This window comes from Acinetobacter sp. NS-4 (genome assembly GCF_037402435.1).
Taxonomy (GTDB): domain Bacteria; phylum Pseudomonadota; class Gammaproteobacteria; order Pseudomonadales; family Moraxellaceae; genus Acinetobacter.
The window spans coordinates 80,820-104,991 of the sequence record NZ_JBBEUE010000004.1 but is presented as its reverse complement, the minus strand read 5'-3'; the positions used below and the strand labels follow the sequence as shown (position 1 = coordinate 104,991).

The window sequence follows — 24,172 nt, the reverse complement described above, 5'->3', positions numbered from 1 at the left end:
CCCTGCTGTCCTAGGCCTGATTCATCAGAATCACAGCACCAGTCACCAACAAGTTGACCAACGCCAATGGCAAACAAATCTTCCAACCAAAATTCATCACTTGGTCATAACGTGGACGCATGAGTGAACCACGTGCCAAGACAAACATCATCACAAAGAATGCTGTTTTGATAATGAACCAGAATACTGGTGGAATAAATGGAATTTCTAGGTTAAATGGTGCTAACCAACCGCCAAAGAATAGAGTGACGATCAATGCTGAAATAAGAACCACGTTGACATATTCTGCAACGAAGAACATACCCCATTTCATACCGCCGTATTCGACGTGATAACCTTCGGCCAATTCTTGTTCAGCTTCCGGTTGGTCAAATGGATGACGGTGCGTTACTGCAACACCTGCAACAATAAAGATGATGAAACCTAAGAATTGTGGAATCACAAACCAAACATCGCGTTGTGCTTCAACAATTTCACGCATGTTGAATGAACCGGCAATTGCCACCACACCCATCAGCGAGATACCCAGGAACACTTCATAAGAAATGGTTTGAGCTGCAGAACGTAGACCCCCCAATAACGCATATTTGTTATTTGAAGACCAGCCACCGAACAACACTGCATAGACTGCAATACCTGCCATTGCCATAAAGAACAACAGGCCGATACTCATGTCTGCTACGCCCATTGTTGGACTTACAGGAATCACCATGAATGAAAGCACTGCAGTCGCCATCGCAACTGCTGGTGCTAAACGGAAAGTCAGTTTGTCGGCAAACTTAGGTGTCCAGTCTTCCTTAAACATGATTTTCAGCATGTCGGCAACGATCTGGAACATCCCCCCGGGACCAACACGGTTTGGACCGTAACGGTCTTGCCATAACGCAAGTAAACGACGTTCGATGAATGACATCAACGCAGCGACAAGCACCACTACAAGCAAGATCACAATCGCTTGAACCACAGAATAAGCGATTGGCCAGTTCTCAGCCCATAGCGGTGTTTGACGTATAATTTCTTGATTCATGAATTACACTCCTACCGCGACTGAGACAGGTTCTGCAAGTGAAACCGTTGGTGCAAGACCAATTGGATAACCGATATAACCTGTAGGTAAATATTCGATCACTTGAACTGGAAGGCTAATGGTTGCCTCGCCTGCTTTCACAGTAATTTTTTGACCATCTTGAACGTTTAGACGCGCAGCATCTTGCTCACCTACTGCAAACATGGCATTCGGAATACGTGATTCCATGGCCGGAGTTTTCACAGTAAATTCACCAGAAGCAAAGATATGATGCATAGGCACTAAACGGAAGCTTTCAGCATTTACAAGTACTGGTGCTGGAGCAACGAATGTACGTACAGGACGTTTAGCCAAACGATCGAATAAACGAATACCTGAATCACCGCCTTTTAAGTGACCACCCACTTGGTCCTGGAATTTGTTCCAGGCTTGTGGAGAGTTCCAGCCTGCAGACCATGCAAATGGAACCAGTGAAGATGGAGTCTGATTACCCACATAACCTTCCATAGAGAATGTTAATGCAGAATCAACATCGACTGGCTGTTTAGGTTCATGCACTGAAAGCGGAGCACGCATAGAGGTACGACCTGAATAACGACGTGGTTCACGTGCAATCTTCAAGCCATGGACACGGTAACCCGCGTCTGGTGCTACATCTTGAATTGCTTCAAGTGCAGGAACGTTTTTCACTACGGATTCAATAACATCGTCAAGCAATGTCCAAGAAATCGCTTTGCCTTTCACACCAGTTTCAATGGCATGCAACCAGCGCCATGATTCTTTGATCGCAAGTTCAGGTTTGTAGTAGCTTGGGTCATACACTTGGTAGAAACGTTGTGCACGGCCTTCTTGCGATACCACAGTACCATCACCTTCCGCGAAGCTGGCAGCTGAAAGCACAATATCCGCTTTCTTCACTGTTTCAGTTTCAGAGTGATCTAGAACAATCACTTCTTTGCCTGAAAGTGCAGCATTCACTTGTGCAGCGGGTAAACGACGGTAAAGGTCATTTTCAACCACAATAATGGTGTCGTAATCTTGCGCGAAAGCTTGTTCTAAGCTTTGACCACCGAAGATTGCCAAGCCCATTGAGTTCACTTCAGGAACAGTCAAGGTTAAGCCTGCATTACCTAGGTTCTGAGCCACTTGTGCAGCAGCTTCCATGATCGCAGCATCTTGCAAGCTTGTACCAGAGATGATCAGTGGTTTTTTAGCCGCTTTTAAGGTATCAGCAATGGTTTGCGCAAATGCTTTGGCATCGTCATCTAAACCAAGAATGCTTTCACCTTTAACACCAGCAGCAACCGCAAAGCCTAAACGCGCGATATCGTTTGGAGATGCAACAACTTCACCAGTCGCTACGTCTGCTAAACGTGTTTGTGTAGCAGTAAGAATGAAGATTGGAGATTTTTCATCCTGACCAATACGTTGTAGCGGTTCAGCCAACCATTCTTGGGTGCGACGTTCTGCTGCCATTTCTTTGGCTTTGTTTTTCGCAGCCTGACGCACAGACAATGCCATGCGTGGCGCAGTTTGGGTTAAGTCTTCACCCAGGATCAACACAGCATCATAGCTTTCGATTTCACGCATGGTCGGGTTATAGACACCCTCGGTTTGCATGATAGAAGCTGCAAGTTCAACCAGGCTTTGCTCTTTTTGCGACATACCGGTTGAATAGTTATCTTGACCAACAAGTTCGCGAAGCGCGAAGTTAGTTTCAAGCGATGCACGTGGTGAACCAATACCTAGAACTTTTTTGCCCTGGATATTTGCAATCACGGTATCTAATGCCTGATCAACTGAAATAGTCGTTACGTTGGCACCATCACGTAATTGTGGTTGACGTGGACGGTCTGCACGGTTCACATAACCTGTACCAAAACGACCTTTGTCGCAAAGGAAATATTGGTTAACGTCACCATTGAAACGGTTTTCTACGCGACGAAGTTCGCCATAACGTTCACCCGGAGAGATGTTACAACCTGAAGAACAGCCTTGGCATACGCTTGGCGCATACTGCATGTCCCACTTACGGTTATAGCGTTCAGAGTGAGTTTTGTCGGTAAATACACCTGTAGGACAAACCTCAGTCAAGTTACCAGAGAATTCAGATTCTAAAGTACCTGATTCTGGACGACCAAAGTAAACTCGTGATGCACTTGCGTAGACACCAAAGTCTGTACCACCCGCATAATCTTTGTAGTAACGTACACAACGGTAGCACGCAATACAACGGTTCATTTCGTGAGAAATGAATGAGCCAAGCTCCTGGTTGTAATGGGTACGCTTCGTGAAACGGTAGCGACGACGGTCATGCTGCGTCATTACAGTCATATCTTGTAAATGACAGTGCCCCCCTTCTTCACAGACTGGACAGTCGTGCGGATGGTTGGTCATCAAGAATTCAACAATCGAAGCACGGAAATCTTTGGCTTCTTTGTCTTCAATCGAGATGTAGGTATTGTCAGATGCAGGCGTCATACATGACATGACCAAACGGCCACGCGTATCTTCTGGATTCGCGTACTGGGTCACGGCACATTGACGGCAAGAACCGACAGAACCTAAGGATGGATGCCAACAAAAGTATGGGATATCAATGCCAAGACTCAAACATGCTTGTAGCAAGTTTTCCGAGCCGTTGACTTCATACGATTTGCCATCGACATGAATTGTAGCCATAGTCGAATTCCTTAAGCTTGTTCTACGTTGCTGGTTTGAGCGGCGGCATTCACAACCTTCGCTTCAAATTCGCCACGGAAATATTTGAGTGCACCCATAAGCGGCTCCATTGCACCCGGTGCGTGGGCACAGAAAGTTTTACCAATCCAAAGCTTACGAGTCAGTTCTTGTAAGTGATCGATATCTTCTTTCTTACCTGTGCCATCTTCCAGTGCTTTCAGCGCTTTCACAGCCCAAGGTAAGCCATCACGGCAAGGCGTACAGAAACCACATGATTCGCGTGCAAAGAATTCTTCTAGGTTACGGGTTGCTGAAACCATACATTGGGTTTCATCAACTACCATCAATAGACAGGTACCTAAACGTGAACCTGCTTTCATAATGCTTTCTGCATCCATTGGCAAGTCGATATGCTCTGCTGCCAGGAAGTCAGTCGAGGCACCACCTGGTAACCACGCTTTCAGTTTCAAACCGTCGCGCATACCACCAGCGTGATCTTCAATCACTTCACGTGCAGTGGTACCAAATGGAAGTTCCCAAAGACCCGGGAATTTCACTTTGCCTGATGCACCGTAAATTTTGGTACCTGGATCTTTCGATTTACCCGCAGATAAGCCGATATACCATTCAGGACCACGCAGCATGATTGCCGGTAAGTTGTTGTAAGTCTCTACGTTGTTGACAATCGTAGGACGACCCCAAGCACCTGCAACTTGCGGGAATGGTGGTTTGGTACGTGGGTTGGCACGGCGACCTTCAAGCGAGTTAATCAATGCGGTTTCTTCACCACAGATATAACGACCCGCACCGGTATGCACATGCATTTCGAAGTTCCAGCCAGTACCAAGGATGTTTTCACCCAGGTAACCTTTGGCACGGATTTGCTCTAACGCTTCATTTAAGTAGCCAGCAGCTTCGATGTACTCACCACGGATAAAGATATAACCCTGAGTTGCTTCTAGCGTATAGCCTGCAATCAGCATACCTTCGATCAATTGATGCGGAAGTTTTTCCATCAACAAACGGTCTTTGAAAGTACCTGGTTCCATTTCATCGGCATTACAGATCAGGTAGCGTGGACCACCATCATTTGGCGCCATAAGCGACCATTTAATCCCTGCCGGGAAACCTGCACCACCACGGCCTTTTACAGTCGCAGCTTTAATTACCTCAAGAACTTCTTTCGGTTGCATGCCAATGGCTTTTTTGAAGCCGGCATAACCTTCAAGTGTTTCGTAATCATCTGCACTACGAACATGTTCCTGTTTGCTCAAACGCCATGTTAATGGGTGAGTTTCTGGGTTACCGTCGCCATAAATTGGTTTTGGTTCAGTATTCATACATACTTCTCCAATAACTGTTTAATTGAAGTTACTTCAACCAAACCGTGCGTGTCTTGATCAATCATCAGGGTTGGACCTTTGTCACAGTTACCCAAGCAGCAGATTGGCAATAAAGTGAAACGACCGTCAGCGGTGGTTTGACCAAATTGAATACCCAATTCACGCTGAAAGGCTTCTGCCAAAGTTTCCGCACCCATCAAGAAACACGCGATCGAGTCACATAATAAAATTACGTGACGACCGACCGGTTGACGGTAAATACGGTTATAGAAAGTCGCAACCCCTTCAAGATCTGCAACACTCATACTCAAAAGCTGAGCAATTGCATTCATTTGTGCATCATCTACCCAGCCATTACGGCGTTGTACACACTTCAGCGCATCTAGACATGCAGCACGTGGGTACGGATAGTGACCAATGTGATGTTCAATTTCGTGGATTTCTTCCGAAGTTAAAATCCCTTCAACATTCACACGTGGCTTTTTATCAGTCAAAATCATCATAATGCGATTACCCCTTAGCGATCCACGTCAGCCATTACGACGTCAATTGTCGCTAAATAAATGATTAAGTCAGACACAAGACTGCCATTAATCACAGAAGGCATTTGCTGTAAGTGCGTGAAAGTCGGTGTACGAATACGGGTACGGTAACTCATGGTTGACTTGTCTGAAGTCAAGTAATAGTTAGACGCACCTTTTACCACTTCCGCCATCACAGATGCTTCACCTGCAGGCATTACAGGACCCCATGATACGCTTAAGAAGTGCGTAATCAAGGTTTCAATATCTTGTAATGTCTTGTCTTTTGGTGGTGGAACAGCCAGTGGATGGTCTGCTTTGTACGCACCAGAAGGCATGTTGTCTAAGCACTGTTTGATGATTTTCAGCGATTGTTCGATTTCACGGAAGTGAACAATCACACGCGCGTAAGCATCGCCTTCGTATTCAACCGGTACGTCGAAATCGTAGTTTTCATAACCGCTATAAGGACGGTATTTACGTACGTCGAAGTCGATCCCTGTTGCACGTAAACCTGTACCAGTCACACCCCAAGCCAACGCAGATTTTGCATCGTATTGCGCAACATTACGGGTACGACCAATAAACACCGAGTTTTTCAATGCTGCGGTATAGTATTCATTCATACGCTTCGGCATCCAGTCCAGGATTTCGCGAATGAGTGATTGCCAGTTGTTTGGAAGGTCATGTGCTGTACCACCAATACGGAACCACGCCGGGTGCATACGGTAGCCAGTGATCGCTTCAATAGCGTCATAGATTTTCTGACGGTCAGCGAACATATAGAATACTGGGGTCATACCGCCGGCATCCTGAATGGCTGTACCGATATATAACAAGTGGTTATTGATACGGAACAATTCAGACATCATGACACGGATACATTGCGCACGGTCAGGAACGGTGATTCCCGCAAGTTGCTCCACACCCATTACATAAGGCATGTTTTGCGCACAACCACCCAGGTAGTCGACACGGTCGGTATAGGGAATGAATGAATGCCAGGTTTGACGTTCAGCCATCTTTTCCACACCACGGTGGTGATAACCAATGTCAGGCACACAGTCTTTCACTTCTTCGCCGTCTAGCTGCAAGATCACACGGAAGGCACCGTGCGCAGATGGATGGTTAGGCCCCAAGTTCAGGAACATGAAGTCTTCATCGGCATTACCGCGTTTTAGACCCCAGTCTTCAGGAACGAAACGAAGATGTTCCTGTTCAAAATCCTGTTTCGCCTGGTTCTGCATATACGGCGTATATTCAGTGGCACGTGCAGAATATTCTTTACGTAGCGGGTGACCTTCCCAATATGTTGGCAACAAAATACGACGGAGCATTGGATGCCCTTCGAAGTTGATACCAAACATATCGTAAGCTTCACGTTCGTACCAGTTGGCATTTGGCCAAATGTTGGTTGCTGTTGGAATATTGAGATCACTCTCATTCAAGGCAACTTTAATACGAATATCACTGTTACGCTCTAGCGACAACAAGTGATAGAACACAGTGAAGTCTGACGCAGGCAAACCGTCACGGTGAGTACGCAAGCGTTCATCTACTGCAGACAAGTCGAACAGCATCACGTAAGGACGTGCCACTGTACGCAAGAACATTAAAACTTCTTGTACACGTGCGCGCTCAACCCAGACTGTTGGAAAGTCTTCAAAAGTCGTTTGCACAAAGAAGTTCTCACCAAATTTGGTTTTGAGCTCTTCTATAATTGCAAATGCTGGGCGTGAATCAACTGGAGTTGATTCTGGCATAGCAATGTTAGTTTCAGCCATTGGCTTGGCTTCCTATTTAATACAAATTCAGGCAACCTTAAACGACAATTACACCCAGACCGGGTGCATCAATATTTTGTCGCTCAGATTATTTAATTTCATCCATAGAGCGTAAGTTTTTCACTGCAATACGTTCAGCATTCTTACGGTCACGTTCTGGCTGCATCTTTGGCTTATATACTGGCTGAAGATCATCACCAATGACCGCTGAAAGCGGACGGCGCTCTAATTGAATTTGGTCTTGTAACAACATTAATGCTTGCAGCAATGCTTCAGGACGTGGCGGACAACCTGGGATGTACACATCGACAGGGATGATTTTATCCACACCTTGAACCACTGAATAGATGTCGTACATACCGCCAGAGTTTGCACAAGCACCCATTGAAATCACCCATTTAGGCTCTAACATTTGCTCGTATAGACGCTGGATTACAGGTGCCATTTTCACGAAGCAGGTCCCTGCAACAATCATTAAGTCAGCCTGACGCGGTGAAGCACGAATAACCTCGGCACCGAAACGTGACATATCATGCACACCGGTCAAGGTGGTTGCATATTCTACATAACAGCATGATGTACCAAAGTTAAACGGCCATACAGAGTTTTTACGGCCCCAGTTTACAGCTGTATGCATTACATCCTCTAAACGAGTCATGAACACATTTTTATTCACTTCTTCTTCAAGCGGATCGCTAACGATCTGACGCTCTTGAAGTGGATATTGATCAGCATCCGGATTCGCACGGGTTAATGTATATTTCATTCCCGGGTTACTCCTTACTAGATGATGTAGTCGCAGATTTTTTCACACGACCAGATGATTGAGCTGGAATTTGACCTGTAGGATCAACAACCAACTCTTCAATAGAATTGAAGCGCGTAATGTCGGCAAGGTTCATATTCGGTGAACCCACTTTCGACTTCATAACTGCTGCTTTGAGACGATCGGTTGGTGCCCAGTTTAATGCCCCTACAGAAATGGCATAAACCAAAGCAATCAATAAATCGACCACAAAAATTACAACAGTGGTAAAACCGAACCAACCTACTTCACGAACTGATGTAGCCCATGCGTAGAGATACAGTGCTTCCAGGTCAAATACCACAAAGAAAATAGCAACCAAGTAGAACTTTGCAGACAAGCGGATACGTGCTCCACCAGCCCCTACCACACCTGACTCAAATTGCTCTTGCTTTGCACGGCCCCATGATTTACCCCCAAGGAGTAAAGGAACTGTGAGCATAAAGACACAAAGAAATGTAACGCCGATCACGAAGGCAATAATTGCCCAATCGTATGGAGTAATGGCACTCATGCGGGGATAACTCCTGGCAGGCCTAATTTATTAACAAAGAATGTATGTATTGGCCTTCAAATACACCAAACACAAAATTAATCCCGCCAATTGTACCTGATTTATGATTTCACTTGCTAGCTTATAAGCCTTAGTCTTTTGGATGATTTTTTCGACATTACCGCTTTTAATTTGCGTATATTCCCTTACACACAACTTTTATCGTTTTATTTAATAAAAATAGTTATTTTTATTAAATTTTCTCACATTAAGATTTTATGAGGAATTTTTACTCACTTATTTCTCAAACCAGAAGTGCAGTTATTAATGAATATCCCATCTATTTTAAAAGTTCATTTTATTTTCAGTATTTATTTAAAAAATGATAGCAACCACGGAAATTGATTAAATTTTCCTCCTGATCATCACGACATTAAACATAAATCACCTTCTTTGCTTTATAAGCTAACCCATATTTTTTGCATAAGCTGCTTTATTCTTGTGGTTTTTTTGCAACACTTTGACATGCGTTTAACAGTTTGTGATATTTGTATTTAAAACTCAAAAAGTGAATAGACAGGAGAAACTATAATGACATTAAAATATGCCCATGAATCTGAATACTTCTTCTTTGCACAACTGTTAGTGCGTCATGTGGAACGATATATCGAGAAACATCCAGATGCACGTGATGCTATTTTTGACCTGCGTGATATTTATGATCTTTTCCGCCAGGACTTTGCTTCAACCACCACCAATCTCGAAGCTATTTTAAACGTTGCTGATGAATACAGGGTCGAAACATTAAACGGGGACCAGAAATTGATCAGCCATTATGCAATTGACCCCAAAAACAATTCTTTGCTGCTAGATTTCAATGCAGATGCACTCGCCAGCTTAAAACAGGGAAAAAGCCTGATTGAACCGGATGCTACCAGTCACGAATAAGACTAAAAAGCACCGAATCCGGTGCTTTTTATAATCTAAAATTCTGTATTCAAGATGCCATCTTTTATAAGATTGGTTTTCTTTTTGGTTTTATTAAAGCGCTGCACAGGCCAGCACATGGTGAAGCGTGCACCACCCAAAACCGGACTTTGATCGACTTCAATCTTACCGCCAAACCAGTATGCAATACGACTCACAATGGATAAACCTAAACCATAGCCTCCGGAAGCACGGGTACGACTGTCATCCAGACGTGCGAAAGCTTCAAAAATGCGCTGACGCTCTTCTTCCGGCACACCTGCCCCGTCATCCTCTACCTGAACATAAGCCAAGCCTTCGTCATTAATTCCGCCACTGACAATCACCTTATGGTCGCAGTAGCGAACCGCATTACCGACCAGATTCTGCACCACACGATGCAAGTAACGACGTTCAGCATCCACCACTATAGTAATAGGCGGCGCTTTCAGTTCAATTTCTTTTTGAGTCTTCAGGGCTTCGGTTTCAATAACCACCTGATCCAATACTTCAAACAGAATAATTTTTTCAAAATCTAAAGAAGGCGTACCTTGCTCCAGTTTTGCATAGGTCATGATTTCATCGATCAAGGTATTCAGTGCCTCAATATCCTTATCAATCATTTCGACCTGCTGCAAGCGATAGTCGTAATCTTCCTCTTCCGCCAGCATCTCCATACCAAAACGAATACGCGCCACAGGCGTCCGCAGCTCATGCGAAACTGCACGCATCAGCTCACGCTGCGCCTCAATCAAACGCTGAATGTGATCAGACATGCTGTTGTAATTGGTCGCCAGACTGGCCATTTCATCGGTACCATCAACCGGCAAACGCAAAGTCATGTCACCCGATTTCATGCGATGCAAGGCATAATTTACTTCGCGTAAGCGACGCTGCATAGGCACCAGCAAACCATATACCCCAAGGCTCAATACAAACAAGCTTAACAAGGTAATGCCTGCAGCCAACTGGAAAGGCATCCAGTTAAATAAGGGTACCGGACCTAAAACCAGCACCTCTGAAGGTGAACTTGGCATCGGTGAAACAATCGAGATAGTGGTACCGCGCACCGAGGCATTATCACGGTATAAAATAATACTGTGATCTAGTCGAAGTCGGCCAATTTGCTCTGAATCGAGCGGCAGGTTTTGAACTTTTTCAATGGCAATTGGATAAGAAAAATTCGCTTGAATTTTGGCAAGATATTCTTTTTCCTGCCCAGGGTAATACACCAGATAATCCAGAATAAAAATCGGCAACGCCTTCATTTGACGTTCCCCAATTTTATCTACTTTTACATAAAGTAAATGCTTGGGATCATCCCTTAACCCAATAATAATATAGGCAATGGAGTTTTCTGCGTCATAACGAACCGCCGCTTTACGCTCCTCGACCCGTCTTTGCTCGGCACGGGATAAATCGACCTTGTTGGCATCGACATAATAAATGGGCAGCTCAAGCAAATCTGAAGCATCAGAAATCCAGTCCCGCTTTTGTTGCTCATTCGGCTGTCGGGCAATACCCTCGCTAATGATATAAGAAATGCCATCGGTTAAAGATTCACGATATTCTTGTGCGCGCTGGTAATTGATGATTTGTACCAACAGGTAGCCAAATAAAGCCACCAAGGCGACTAAAATCACTAACCCCGCATAAATGCGCAAGAATATACTGTGTTTAAACACGAAGCTGTCCTATAAAATTAGCGGGTAGCGCTTAAAGACCGGTTTCTTTAACGAACAGATAGCCTTTACTACGTACAGTCTTAATACGTTTTGGATTTTCAGGATCATCGCCAATTTTTGGACGGATACGTGAGATACGCACATCGATTGAACGGTCCTGACCATCATATTCAATGCCGCGCAGACGCTCAAAAATATCCTCACGAGACAGGATACGACCAGCATTTGAAGCCAACAGCCATAACAGGTCATATTCAGCGCTGGTAAAGTCAACCAAATCGCCATTCAAGGTCACTGAACGGCCACCGTTATCAATCACAAGGTCATCAAATTCGATGCGTTGAGCTACTTCATCTTCAGGTGCCTTGTCGGTACGGCGTAGCAAGGCACGGATACGGGCAAGCAATACACGCGGTTGAACTGGTTTGGCAACGTAGTCATCGGCACCCATTTCCAGACCCAAAACCTGATCCATATCTTCAGTACGTGCAGTCAACATCAAAATTGGTTGATGATAATGTGGACGCACTTCACGACAAATGGTCAAACCATCTGCACCCGGCAACATCACATCAAGCACCACCAAATCCGGTTGTTCAGCAATGATACGGCGGATTGCACGATTACCGTCAGGCTCTACCCCAACCTCCAACCCATTACGGATAAGGTATTCTTGAGTCAAACGCGCAAGACGTTCATCGTCTTCAACAATTAAAATTTTAGGTAACTTTTCTTCTTGGCTCATAAAATGCCCCTTTATATTGGATTAAGGTATCCTTAAAAATCCATTGGATACGCTTTAATATATTCAGCAATATACACACGTTTACATTGTAAACAAGATACCGTTCACCAAACTGATACATCAAAGTAGCATTTTGTTATGTTTTTTTTAAACATTGAATTTATTGGATTTTTCATATTTTAGTGATTTTCAGGGAATTTTTAGAAATATCAAGTTACAAAATGTCTATTTTTTGATCCACCCTGCTGTTTGCACAGTTTCTGACTAGTTAGCCCATTTCTTTTAAGTTATCCACAATGTTATCTATAAGCACATTTTTTTAGCTTTGATATGCTATGCCCTTGTCTGATAAGGCTTCTACAAGAAACATAAAAATAGGGACGTTTTTGCAAAGGATCATTGCAGAGTTCAATCAAAAATTTTAACGAAATGTCAATATTGATCTACCCTGAATTTTCCCGTATCTTGTGCTTATTCCGATTTTAAACCACTAGTTCTTGTGTTTAATCATCAAACACTGAGATGAAATATCGTCCAGTTCAAATGGTCCACACATATAAAACAATAGATGACAATGGAGCTATGCCACAATGAGCGTAATCACTTCAACTCCTGGTCAACTTCAGGTGATTAAACGCACCGGTGATGTTGCCACCTTTGACTCAGAAAAAATTTCTGTAGCGATAGGTAAAGCTTTTTTGGCTGTAGAAGGCCAGCAAAGCGCTGATTCAAGCCGTATTCATGACCGCATCGAGCAGCTGACCGAAATGGTCATGAATACGTTTAACCGTCGTTTACCGTCAGGCGGCACGATTCATATTGAAGAAATTCAAGACCAAGTTGAACTGGCGCTCATGCGTACGGGTGAACAAAAAGTTGCGCGTGCGTATGTCATCTACCGCGAACAACGCTCTGAAGCACGCAAACAAACTGGCGCTCATCATCATCCAACCCTGCAAGTGATTACTGCAAACGGTCAACATAAACCGCTTGACCTAGGGGCCTTAGAAGCTCATGTGGCAAAAGCTGCTGAAGGCCTTGAAGGCATTGACGTACAGGCAATTGTCGATGAGACCGTGAAAAACTTGTACAACGGCGTAAAAGAGTCTGACATCTCAACGACCATGATGATGGCGACACGTACCCGTATTGAACAAGAACCAAACTATACCTATGTCACTGCACGTTTACTTCGTGACAACTTGGTTGCTACAGGTCTTGAGTTTTTAGGTCTGTCTACAGATACCAATGAAGGCGATGCACTTGAAACTTTCTTGAAGAAAGGTATCGAGCTTGAGCTGCTTTCTCCAGAACTTCTTAACTTTGACCTGGCTAAACTGGCAGCTGCGATTCAGCCAGAACGCTCAAATCAATTCACGTACTTAGGTCTACAAACTTTATTTGATCGTTACTTCATCCATTCAGATGGCGTACGTTTCGAATTGCCACAATTATTCTTCATGCGTGTTTCGATGGGTCTTTCACTCAACGAAGAAAACCGTGAAGAACGTGCAATCGAGTTCTATAATTTATTGTCGAGCTTCGATTACATGGCGTCTACGCCTACCCTGTTTAACTCAGGAACACTACGTCCACAGTTGTCGAGCTGCTATTTAACGACCATTGATGATGACCTGTATGACATTTATGGCGCGATGCGTGATAACGCAATGTTGTCTAAATGGGCTGGCGGTTTAGGTAATGACTGGACACCAGTTCGTGCCTTGAACTCGTATATCAAAGGTACAAACGGTAAGTCACAAGGTGTTGTTCCATTCCTTAAAGTGGCGAACGATACCGCTGTTGCCGTTAACCAAGGTGGTAAGCGTAAAGGTGCCGTATGTGCATACCTTGAAACCTGGCACCTGGACATCGAAGAATTCCTGGAACTGCGTAAAAACACGGGTGATGACCGTCGCCGTACGCATGACATGAATACAGCAAACTGGGTTCCTGACTTGTTTATGCAACGTGTCTTTGAGGATGCTGAATGGACACTTTTCACACCATCGGAAACACCGGATCTTCACGACTTAACGGGTTCTGAATTTGCTGAGCGTTATGCTTACTACGAAGGCATTGCCAAAGAAACAAACATGTTGCACAAAAAAGTACGTGCAAAAGATTTGTGGCGCAAAATGCTGTCTATGTTGTTTGAAACAGGTCACCCGTGGATCACATTCAAAGACGTATGTAACTTGCGTTCACCACAACAACACGTGGGCGTAGTTCACTCATCTAACTTGTGTACAGAAATTACTTTGAACACAAGCAAAGAAGAAATTGCGGTATGTAACTTGGGTTCGATCAACCTGGTACAACACGTTCAAGGTGGTGTGTTAGATCGCGAAAAATTGGCGCGTACAGTGAAAACTGCTGTTCGTATGCTCGATAACGTCATCGACATCAACTACTACGCTGTTCCGCAAGCGAAAAATTCGAACTTGAAACACCGTCCGGTCGGTATGGGCATCATGGGCTTCCAGGATGCATTGTATGAAATGAAATTGGCCTACGGTTCAGATGCTGCGGTAGATTTTGCTGATGAATCTATGGAAGTGATTAGCTACTACGCGATTTCAACATCGAGCGATTTGGCTGTTGAACGTGGTACTTACGAAACTTTTAAAGGTTCACTGTGGGATCAGGGTATTTTACCGATCGACTCACTTGACCTGGTTGCGAAAACACGTCCTGAGCGTATGTTTGAAGTAGACCGTACACAACGTTTGGACTGGGACACTTTGCGTGCCAAAGTTCAAAAAGACGGGATGCGTAACTCCAACGTGATGGCGATTGCACCGACTGCGACCATTTCGAACATCTGTGGTGTTTCTCAGTCGATCGAACCAACTTTCCAGAACTTGTATGTGAAATCTAACCTTTCTGGTGAATTCACAGTGATCAACCCGTACCTGGTACGTGCGTTAAAAGATCGCGGTCTTTGGGATGCGGTGATGGTGAACGACCTGAAACATTTCGAAGGTTCTGTTCAAAAGATTTCACGTATTCCTGAAGAGCTTAAAGCAATCTTCGCGACTGCGTTTGAAGTTGAACCACGCTGGATTGTGGATGCTGCATCACGTCGTCAAAAATGGATTGACCAAGCTCAGTCACTTAACCTTTACATCTCTGGTGCAAACGGTAAGAAACTTGACCTGACTTACAAAATGGCTTGGTTACGTGGTCTTAAAACCACTTATTATCTTCGTGCATTGGGTGCGACTTCTGCCGAGAAATCGACTATTAACACTGGCGCATTGAACGCAGTTAAACCTGCAACTGTTGCAGCACCTGTTACTGCTGCGGTAGCGCCTGAAGTGAAAGCTGAAGAAGAAGATTTTGCTCAAGCAGCGCCAGTACCAATGGCATGTTCAATTGACAATCCTGATTGTGAGGCTTGTCAGTAATCTGACGGGCTTTAAATCCTCCCCCTTGCGAAGCAGCGCTTCTCACCTTTAATAAAAGAGGTAGACTCCTCGAAGCAAATGGCGGGATGTCAAGTCCCCCTTTGCAAAAGGGGGATTTAGGGGGATTCAAATTTGAAAGAAATTTTGTTCTGATTATTTTGATAGTCATAACACTCGAAGGCAAAGCAATTCCTACAGCCCACCCTAAGAGACAAATTTTAGACATAAAAAAAAGGGAATCTTCCTACAGATCCCCTTTCCCGTCTAAGAAGCGAGTTCTTCGACATATTGCTTCGCAAAAAGCAGGTGAATAATCGCCTGATCTCGCAATATCGTCAAGGACTTTTGAGTAACAACTGCCCTAATGATATTTAAGGAGTCTACAAATGGCTGTTTATTCTATAAGTTATGACCTAAATAAAACAGGTCAAAATTATGATGGCTTAATCAAAGAAATTGAATCTTTCAATGGTTATGCCAAAGTAATGAAATCTCATTGGATGGTTTGTCATAATGGCACCGCTAATGATGTTTATGAAAAACTGAAAAAGCACTTAGATTCAAATGACCATATTTTAATTATGGAAGCATCTAAGAATTTCCAATGTTGGCTTCCCAAAAACAAAATTGCTTGGTTAGACAAACATTTGTAATTTCAGTTTTAAGACCAACAAAGGAAACCACCATGCTCCATATGACTCACAACTACATGTTAGGACTTGCGGTATTGGTTGTTTCCTTTGTTCTGACCTTTTATGTACCCATTGCTTACTTCTGGGTAAAACAAGGTAAGAAGATGCGTAATCAAAATAAGTAGTGGGGATATTTGCTCTACCGTACAAGTTTAGAGCAGTGATCGACAAAACTTGATTTTGATTACACAAATTGAGCGTATAGTAGGACATCTCAGCCTTGCTGGATGTCTAATAAAAGATATAAGCATCGAAGAGAGAATTGATATGTCTATCCTAAGTTGGGACGATTTCGAAGATGATTCACAGAAACCGGCTGCACCTGAACACCAGTCTGCGCCCGTCGAACCGAAAAAAACGGCTCATTCACAGGTGGTATCTGATGCACACAACGCACCGTCGCATGTGGCAACTGCACAACCCCTTAGAGCCACTCAAAACCGAGGATCAAATCCAACCGATTCGTTGGCAAGAGCATCTGCTTCCCTAGATCAACTTGACGTTGCCCCAGGCTTGGAAGAGCTTGAAATGGGCGCTCAGCGTGTACAGGTTGATGATAAAGCCATGATCAACTGTCGTGCTGACTTAAACCAGCTTGTACCGTTCAAATACGAATGGGCTTGGCAAAAATATCTGGACGGTTGTGCCAACCACTGGATGCCACAAGAAGTCAACATGAACCACGACATCGCACTTTGGAAGTCTGAAAATGGCTTAACCGAAGATGAGCGTACTATTGTCATGCGTTCGCTTGGTTTCTTCTCGACTGCCGATTCATTGGTCGCAAACAACTTGGTATTGGCAATTTACCGTCACATTACCAACCCTGAATGCCGTCAGTACATCTTGCGTCAGGCATTTGAAGAAGCGATTCACACTCACGCTTACCAATACTGTATCGAATCTTTGGGTATGGATGAAGGCGAAGTCTTCAACATGTACCGCGAAGTTCCATCAGTAGCGCGTAAAGCGGCGTGGGGCTTGAAATATACTCAGTCTTTAACTGATCCTACTTTTAAAACCGGTACACCTGAAAACGACCAAATCTTGCTTCGCAACCTGATCGCGTTCTACTGTGTACTTGAAGGTATCTTCTTCTACTGTGGTTTCAGCCAAATTTTGTCTATGGGCCGTCGTAACAAGATGAATGGTGTTGCTGAGCAGTTCCAGTACATCTTGCGTGATGAGTCTATGCACCTGAATTTTGGTATCGATATGATCAACCAGATCAAAATCGAAAACCCAGGTTTATGGACTACCGAGTTCCAGGAAGAAATCATTCAGATGATTCTTGAAGGTACGATGCTTGAAATCGAATACGCACGTGACACTATGCCACGCGGTGTACTCGGTATGAATGCAGCGATGATGGAAGAATATTTGAAATTCATCTGTAACCGTCGTTTAGCGCAACTTGGTTTGCCTGAACAGTTTGCTGGCGTGAATAATCCATTCCAGTGGATGTCGGAAATGATGGACTTGCGTAAAGAGAAGAATTTCTTCGAAACGCGTGTTACTGACTACCAAACTGGTGGCGCGTTAAGCTGGTAATTTAAAGATTCAACGCTGAATGACAGTTGATGTGAGATTTTTGACACATATTTCGAGATTGTTACATCAACTACAATTATAAGCTCGATGAAACAGAGCCTAAATATTAGGCTCTTTTTTTAATCAAAAAATATATATCCAACACTTAACAAGAACTTTAAATATGATTTTTTTTACACAATCAGAAGCACGCTCTGCTGCAAATAGAGCAATTACTTCAAAATTTAATATATCAATGGAATCCGTACTTAATGAATCCGTTGATCGTCAAAAACAACAAGATCACTTTGATATCTTTTTATCTCATTCAATTAAGGATGCAGAATTAATATTGGGTGTAAAAACCCTCTTAGAAGAAAGTGATTTTACAGTATATGTTGATTGGGTTACCGATCCTTTCTTAGAAAGAGATAAAGTTAATGCTGATACAGCAGATGTATTAAGAAAGCGAATGAGACAATGTCAATCTCTAATATATATTTATACTTCTAATTCAAAAGAATCTAAATGGATGCCTTGGGAACTCGGATATTTTGATGGATTTCGTCCAGAAAAAGTTAGTGTACTTCCATTAGCTTTTAAAGAAAATGAAGAGTTTCAAGGGCAAGAATATTTGGAGCTTTATCCAAAAATTACTAAAAATGATTACTTTAATAAACTCAAATACGCATGGGTAAAAGGAAAAAGACTATCAGATTTTGTTAATTAATAATTTAAAGGTTAGATTGTTATATTTAACAATCTAACCAACTAGATTATGAGATATTTTTCATACCCTTTAGAATCAAATAAATAATTTCATCAATAAAAGGTGTTTCCATTAGTTTCTTATAATCTAATAAAGATAATCCTGCAGTTGAAGCCAATTGATTAATATCTATACTTTTAATCGTAGATACAATATCAGGATAATTAGTATCGTAACCTTTCATAGAAAGATACTGTACTAATTCATTATAGCCTTGATTATTTGCCAACTGCCAATCTAGTGTCAAAACTTCAGGTATATAATTATCCTTAATAGCCATACAGATATCACGTGTGATACCCCCCAAACCACCAACTAAATATATTGGCTTGTTGTGCTCTATTGATATTAAAAATTCCTCCAAGACACCAGGCATTTTTCCTTTATAACCTTTCGGTTTTCCTCCAGCTAAAATCCTAATATCACTATTAGATATTGAGCTTTCTCGCATAAGAGTTAAACATCTTGACCATACGTATTGATCATTAACTTCTACAGGATATAAGAATTTAGATTGATCAACTTCAGCTTCTAAATCCTCAGGAACGGAGTACTTAATATGTGAAATAATCTGATCATATTTAGCTTTCCATTTACTCAAATTATTAGTGAGATGTAATGGCCAAGCCAGATGATTCTCAACTTTAAATTCTCTTTCCGGCAATCTATTTTGTAAAATACTGGCTTCATCGAGAATAAACTCAGTAAAACCATCATTTCTTAAATCTCCACCAAAAATAATAGTGTTACCTCTTACTAAAAGATGCCTAATAAGTTCTTGTGAAAATCGTTTCAACTCATCCTCATGGATATGTATATTTTCAAAATCTTCGCCGTATTCAGATATCGAAATACCGATTTTTTTGCTTTGTGTATTCGAATCACCAACCACCCATAAAGGAGTTGATGGTTTAACCTTTAAGTGTTCAAGCCAATCCATTTCCTCTGCATAAATAGGAGGTTCTGGATAACAAATTTTTAAAATCTCATTTTCAGCAATCGTACTTCTTAAAGAAACTATCTGTTGAATTTCAGGAGGACGAGCCAATACAATTGCTGTCGGATCAACCCACGATTGTTGTTTATAATATTCAAGTAAAGTTATAGAAAAATTAAACCTAATTGTTTCAATTAGAGCAGCAACTAAAATATTAAGAACTTCTAATTTAGTTGGCTTATCAGAGGGAGCTATATGAACACAAGGCACATTGGCGGCTGGTGGAAATATTCTATCTTCGTAAATTTGTAAACAATTCACCGAAATAATTGGTCTATTATTTTTTTTAGCTTCTAGAATTTCACGCTGACACCAATAACGAGACGAGTATTCATCAGTCGTTATAGCTATCAAAGTCGACTCATTAATATGATTGATTATCTCTGTGTCAAATTGATAACCTACTGAAATCTCTGAAGCATCAAAGAAGTTTTTCATATTCGTAGTATCAATATAATGCTTAATTGCTTTTGCATATATCTCACCCATTTCTCCCTTTTTAGCATGACTCAAAAAAAGATGAATTGACGTATCTGAGCCTAAAGGTGATGATTTTCTACCAATAAAACCAAATCGATATAACTCATGCGATAATTTTAAAATTGATTCTAATTCACGTGTCTGATCATCATCAGCAAAACTATAGTCATATATTCTTAAAGCATTTAAATTATAAAAAGAACCTTTATGGCTACAATGTTTTAGACCATTTTTATCAAGTACTACTGGGATAATTGACTGATTTTGCCCTACAGGAAAGTTCTTTAAGTAATCAACCCATTTATCATCCGTAAGAGTATTTTCACTAAGACAAACAAACACTATATTTCTTTGAGCTAAACGATCCGGATAGTTTGGAATATTATTTAGGCTACTATAAAAAAACGTAGGAATATTTAATTCCCTTGAAAAAGGTCGCTCTATATCTCTTGTTAGAAATTTTCTGAACGGCATACAGTTCTTTTGAAATGATTCATTATCTGCCTGATGCCAAACAAAATGTACTGCTATTGGAGGTGTAATAATATTAGTCAATGTGTATCTCCATGAATACTACATTTAGCATTGTAGCCAAACATTAATCTTGAATTATTTATTAAATGTTTTCTTGATGTTCTAGCTGTATATGCATCTTCAATCCATTCTAGTAACTGCTGATCTAATGCAGGATAAGACCAAAATCTTGCATAACAATTACGATGTTGTTGCTCCCAATTATCATCAAATCTAACAGGTAAATGACAACTATTATTTTGGCTCGGTAAGACAATGCCTATTAAACCATTTGGTAGAGTGTAAGCATCATATCTTAAGGAGCTTTTTATTTCCCAATCCACATACCTACGACTGTGTGTACAACTACCGAGCAACACTATAGTGACAGTACTATCATCTAGGTACTTTTGACGAATCCGTCTCATTACATAGTCTGTATCCTTACTATTAATGAATTCATCATTATCATTAGCACCAAGAACTTTGGGAATAAAAAGGTGACCGAATCTTTTTATAAAATTATCAACTTCTATTCGATCACCTCTATAGTGAGAAATGAAAACTTTCCGCCTAATCATTAAACCCTCTAATAGTCTTCTATTTTTCTAAATTTTATCATAAAATAATAAAAAACATTAGCTTACAATCAAATGAAAAACCATTTAGAAACTTTTAAATATTTTATAAGTAATCATATTGTGAAAATATTCTTTACTCTGTGTTTTTTTCTAATAATTAGTATGTTCCTTGTAGATTACTCATCAATTGGCTCTACTCTTTTTATAAAAAACTTTCCAATCGTATCGTCATCTATAATCACGCTTACAATCTGTGTGATGAGTTACCTCTTGATTACATCTTATCTCGATAAAAAATATTCATTAAAAATTGAGAAATTAAGTCTAGGAGGACTTAACATACTCTTTGATTCATCAAGAGTTTTATATATCAAAAGTGTCACTAATTTTTTAGATTCAAAAAGAACACTATTTAAAATAGACCCCATCTATGACAATTTTTCGGATATATTTGAATCATATTTTCAAACCTATAATTTTTTCCGACAAGAAATGAAAATTCTTGACCCCAAAAAGGATAAAGACTTGTATGATTTAACAAATCATACACTTCAAGAGTTAAACAAATTCCTTACTAAAAATCAGAATAACTACCGTCGTTGGTATCAAAAAATATCTACAGATAATACAACTGAATATTTCACCGAAAGAAGTGGGAAATATTTTTATAACACGCCTATCCATGAAATACAAAAGACGTATTATGCTTATGATGAGCTATTAAATTCCTTTAAAGAAATTAATACTTTTTTTGAAAATAATGTCAAAAAACCATTTGAAGTGAACTCAGAAAAATGGAACTGGTGATATAACTATCACCCATTCCTTTCTCTCATAGCTCGACCTAGACTATACTCACATGATTCTCTATCCTGAAAAGTTAATTCAATTAATTTTCTTAGTTTTTCAGGATCATTTTCTATATCATTCCAATTTACGATCGAAATATAAGACTTTTCCATTAAAAGATTATCAATAATTCTTGCTGGCATATATGGATATCGACGCTCATATTCAGCACGATCATTAATTGAAATCCATTCATTCGTATTAGTATAAAAATCTCGTTTTTCAGTTTCTCCATGGGCAGCTCTGAAGTAAGTACAGCCAACTGAAGGTAGATTAATAACAAGAATCCCAGACTTACGATTCTTTGCACTATTACGCATACTAGAATATATCTCCCAGTCTACATGCTTCCTCTTCTTGGTTTCAGTACCAACCAATAGAATTAAGACAGAAGTATCTCTTAGATAATTATCCCTGATAATTTCCCTTATCGTATCTGCTGGTAAATTTTCATCAATATCATCAATAGATACCGATTTGTTAATAAAAATATTATGAATATTATTAAAACTTTCAAGATAATCTTTATAGAACTGATCATTAGCATGATGGTAGCTAATAAATACATTATGTTTATTCATATGATTTTACTATTTATGTGAATTAATTAAGTCAACAATCTCATTAGAAATTTCATCCACTGTATGTGTTGCAGTTGAACGTGCAACTTTATCAGCTAAAGAAGGACTAAAATCAATTACTTGTTGCTTTGTTAAATTATGCCAAACTGGAAGTAAAATCTGTTCTCCTGAAACATTGCGAGTTACAATTCCATCTAGTTCATAATTAGTCCAACCTTTAGCAATAAAAGAAGGAGATAAAACAACTAATCCAACTCTACTTTTGGCAAGACCTCTATCAATTTTTTGACGAAGGCTGTCTCCTATCTTTAAAGCGAACTCATCATACCAAACCTTTAAACCTTTATTTGTAAGAGACGTTGCAAATTCTCTTACAAAATCATCTTTATCTTCAGAGGCATGGGAAATAAATACATCAAACGTTTCATGATCATTTACTACTTCTGGTTGTTCTCTATAAAGACTAGGTACTTCACTTAATGACATTTGTCTTGCTTCGGGTAGTGCAGAAGGTAAAATTCGTATTGAAGATCGTGTGCTCCCCCTTAAACCCTGCATGTCAACAGTTAGATACCATCGCCCAGAACTAGGAATAGCTATCCGATAAGGACTTCTTGTTATGAGTCCTCCTCTATAACTATGGCGGCGACCATTTTTGTAATTATTTAAATCAGAAGATTGCATTAATCGAACATTTGCAGATGCTGTTAAGGTAACCTCAATAATTTCACCAGACTTTCTACTGCCTAAATCATATTGTGTAAAACTCATAAAATACTAATTTAAAATATTATTTACGAGCATACTAAAATTTATTTTTTAGCATGTAAAGTAGCATCCATTCTCCAAACGACAGGAGATGACGTTAAGTGTATAACTTTATTTTTTAGATAATTTGCAATAAAAAGATATACGACTAAAATAAAATTATAATGAAACTTTAATAAACACACTTATACCATCCCTGCTTATCATCCCATATAACTCGTCCCGATTCTAATGGAGTCTGTTTATATAGAACATTTGGTCCTGATGATATTTGATTGAAGTTATTCAACCATCCCTTCATATTAATTTTCAAATTAGCATGATCATTTGAAAAACCTTCAAAACTAGCTATAACTAAGCCATCAACTTGACGATATGTTGGTTGTCCGAGAACGATAGTCCCAGTAAATTCAGACAATTTTGTATTTTTACAAATCGTTTGACCAATATCCTTAGATTTAGGAGCATTGATCGCTAAATTTCTTTCATAATCATTTTTTAATCGCTGTTGTTCAAATTTGTGTTTTTCAATAGCTAGCTTTTTATTATTTTCTTCAATATTCTTTTGCGACTGATATACAGTCAAATTGCTATGTACCTCATTATCAGAAATAACTGCTGTTTTAAGGGTTACAAAGTTTAAGGGCTGCCCCATTCCACCAATACGAGATAAGACAGGTTCAATGGAGACATTCCATGGTGCTTTTGATGCACATATAAATGTACCTGTTGCTGAAATGAGACGTTGATTATTCAAAGCAGGTATATGTGTACCTCTTAAATAACGAAACATACTCTTAGACATTTGAAAGAAACGACCATCTTGAGTAGCACAGAGGTTACTCATATAGACATAAGGAATTAAAGCATCAGGTACAGAAGCTTCAAATAAGTACTCTTTACCATTTCCATCTTTACCGTTGAGAGACTTAGCAACGATTAAATCATTTG

The 24,172-nt window shown here is 40.7% G+C and carries 20 protein-coding genes; 6 read left to right on the top strand and 14 right to left on the bottom strand.

Going from position 1 to position 24,172, the window contains the following annotated elements; translation table 11 throughout:
• Positions 1–10: 10 nt before the first annotated feature.
• From nuoH to ndhC, 7 genes are all read right to left on the bottom strand, one after another.
• Positions 11–1,027 (bottom strand): NADH-quinone oxidoreductase subunit NuoH, encoded by a 1,017-nt coding sequence (gene nuoH / locus WAE57_RS04625; protein ID WP_086174878.1) that lies wholly within the window; start codon positions 1,025–1,027, stop codon positions 11–13.
• 3 nt (positions 1,028–1,030) lie between these two features.
• Positions 1,031–3,709, bottom strand: coding sequence for an NADH-quinone oxidoreductase subunit NuoG (nuoG, locus tag WAE57_RS04620; RefSeq protein ID WP_337708717.1), 2,679 nt, complete (start codon positions 3,707–3,709; stop codon positions 1,031–1,033).
• An 11-nt stretch (positions 3,710–3,720) separates the two neighbouring features.
• Positions 3,721–5,049, bottom strand: coding sequence for an NADH-quinone oxidoreductase subunit NuoF (nuoF, locus tag WAE57_RS04615; RefSeq protein ID WP_337708715.1), 1,329 nt, complete (start codon positions 5,047–5,049; stop codon positions 3,721–3,723).
• Entirely contained in the window at positions 5,046–5,555 is a 510-nt protein-coding gene (gene nuoE / locus WAE57_RS04610; RefSeq protein ID WP_086174881.1) for an NADH-quinone oxidoreductase subunit NuoE, read from the bottom strand. The genes nuoF and nuoE overlap by 4 nt, the downstream gene beginning before the upstream one ends.
• A gap of 14 nt (positions 5,556–5,569) precedes the next feature.
• Entirely contained in the window at positions 5,570–7,357 is a 1,788-nt protein-coding gene (gene nuoC / locus WAE57_RS04605; protein ID WP_237786135.1) for an NADH-quinone oxidoreductase subunit C/D, read from the bottom strand.
• Positions 7,358–7,445: 88 nt separating this feature from the next.
• On the bottom strand, positions 7,446–8,123 hold the full coding sequence (locus WAE57_RS04600; protein WP_086174883.1) for an NADH-quinone oxidoreductase subunit B: 678 nt from the start codon (positions 8,121–8,123) through the stop codon (positions 7,446–7,448).
• A gap of 7 nt (positions 8,124–8,130) precedes the next feature.
• Positions 8,131–8,676 (bottom strand): NADH-quinone oxidoreductase subunit A, encoded by a 546-nt coding sequence (ndhC, locus tag WAE57_RS04595; protein ID WP_086174884.1) that lies wholly within the window; start codon positions 8,674–8,676, stop codon positions 8,131–8,133.
• Between the two features lie 570 nt (positions 8,677–9,246).
• Here ndhC and WAE57_RS04590 point away from each other — a divergent pair.
• Positions 9,247–9,603 (top strand): hypothetical protein, encoded by a 357-nt coding sequence (locus WAE57_RS04590; RefSeq protein WP_086174885.1) that lies wholly within the window; start codon positions 9,247–9,249, stop codon positions 9,601–9,603.
• Between the two features lie 35 nt (positions 9,604–9,638).
• Here WAE57_RS04590 and bfmS read toward each other — a convergent pair whose 3' ends face one another.
• Together bfmS and bfmR are read right to left on the bottom strand one after the other, a co-directional pair.
• On the bottom strand, positions 9,639–11,306 hold the full coding sequence (gene bfmS, locus WAE57_RS04585) for a sensor histidine kinase BfmS (RefSeq protein ID WP_337708707.1): 1,668 nt from the start codon (positions 11,304–11,306) through the stop codon (positions 9,639–9,641).
• A gap of 31 nt (positions 11,307–11,337) precedes the next feature.
• Positions 11,338–12,051 carry a response regulator transcription factor BfmR gene (bfmR, locus tag WAE57_RS04580; protein ID WP_086174887.1) on the bottom strand — a complete coding sequence of 238 codons (714 nt, stop codon included), beginning with the start codon at positions 12,049–12,051 and terminating at the stop codon, positions 11,338–11,340.
• 590 nt (positions 12,052–12,641) lie between these two features.
• Here bfmR and WAE57_RS04575 point away from each other — a divergent pair.
• The 4 genes from WAE57_RS04575 (at position 12,642) to WAE57_RS04560 (ending at position 18,413) form a co-directional block, all read left to right on the top strand.
• Positions 12,642–15,461 carry a ribonucleoside-diphosphate reductase subunit alpha gene (locus WAE57_RS04575; RefSeq protein ID WP_337708705.1) on the top strand — a complete coding sequence of 940 codons (2,820 nt, stop codon included), beginning with the start codon at positions 12,642–12,644 and terminating at the stop codon, positions 15,459–15,461.
• A 386-nt stretch (positions 15,462–15,847) separates the two neighbouring features.
• Complete coding sequence (locus WAE57_RS04570) at positions 15,848–16,114, top strand: hypothetical protein (RefSeq protein ID WP_337708703.1); 267 nt, start codon at positions 15,848–15,850, stop codon at positions 16,112–16,114.
• A gap of 306 nt (positions 16,115–16,420) precedes the next feature.
• Positions 16,421–17,704 carry a ribonucleotide-diphosphate reductase subunit beta gene (locus WAE57_RS04565; protein WP_337708701.1) on the top strand — a complete coding sequence of 428 codons (1,284 nt, stop codon included), beginning with the start codon at positions 16,421–16,423 and terminating at the stop codon, positions 17,702–17,704.
• Between the two features lie 163 nt (positions 17,705–17,867).
• Positions 17,868–18,413, top strand: a complete 546-nt coding sequence (locus WAE57_RS04560; RefSeq protein WP_337708699.1) for a toll/interleukin-1 receptor domain-containing protein — start codon at positions 17,868–17,870, stop codon at positions 18,411–18,413.
• Positions 18,414–18,459: 46 nt separating this feature from the next.
• Here the strand turns inward: WAE57_RS04560 and WAE57_RS04555 are convergent, their stop codons facing one another.
• Both WAE57_RS04555 and WAE57_RS04550 read right to left on the bottom strand, forming a co-directional pair.
• Complete coding sequence (locus WAE57_RS04555) at positions 18,460–20,484, bottom strand: TIR domain-containing protein (RefSeq protein ID WP_337708697.1); 2,025 nt, start codon at positions 20,482–20,484, stop codon at positions 18,460–18,462.
• A complete protein-coding gene (locus WAE57_RS04550) occupies positions 20,481–21,023 on the bottom strand; it encodes a TIR domain-containing protein (protein WP_337708695.1) in 543 nt (180 codons plus the stop codon). Before WAE57_RS04550 ends, WAE57_RS04555 begins: the two co-directional genes overlap by 4 nt.
• A 270-nt stretch (positions 21,024–21,293) precedes the next feature.
• Here WAE57_RS04550 and WAE57_RS04545 point away from each other — a divergent pair, with 270 nt between their 5' ends.
• Entirely contained in the window at positions 21,294–21,830 is a 537-nt protein-coding gene (locus tag WAE57_RS04545) for a hypothetical protein (protein ID WP_337708693.1), read from the top strand.
• A gap of 8 nt (positions 21,831–21,838) precedes the next feature.
• Here the strand turns inward: WAE57_RS04545 and WAE57_RS04540 are convergent, their stop codons facing one another.
• The 3 genes from WAE57_RS04540 to WAE57_RS04530 form a co-directional block, all read right to left on the bottom strand.
• Entirely contained in the window at positions 21,839–22,453 is a 615-nt protein-coding gene (locus WAE57_RS04540) for a TIR domain-containing protein (RefSeq protein ID WP_337708691.1), read from the bottom strand.
• Between the two features lie 9 nt (positions 22,454–22,462).
• Entirely contained in the window at positions 22,463–23,224 is a 762-nt protein-coding gene (locus WAE57_RS04535) for a DUF1883 domain-containing protein (protein WP_337708689.1), read from the bottom strand.
• A gap of 169 nt (positions 23,225–23,393) precedes the next feature.
• Positions 23,394–24,026, bottom strand: a complete 633-nt coding sequence (locus WAE57_RS04530) for a hypothetical protein (RefSeq protein WP_337708687.1) — start codon at positions 24,024–24,026, stop codon at positions 23,394–23,396.
• Between the last annotated feature and the right edge of the window lie 146 nt (positions 24,027–24,172).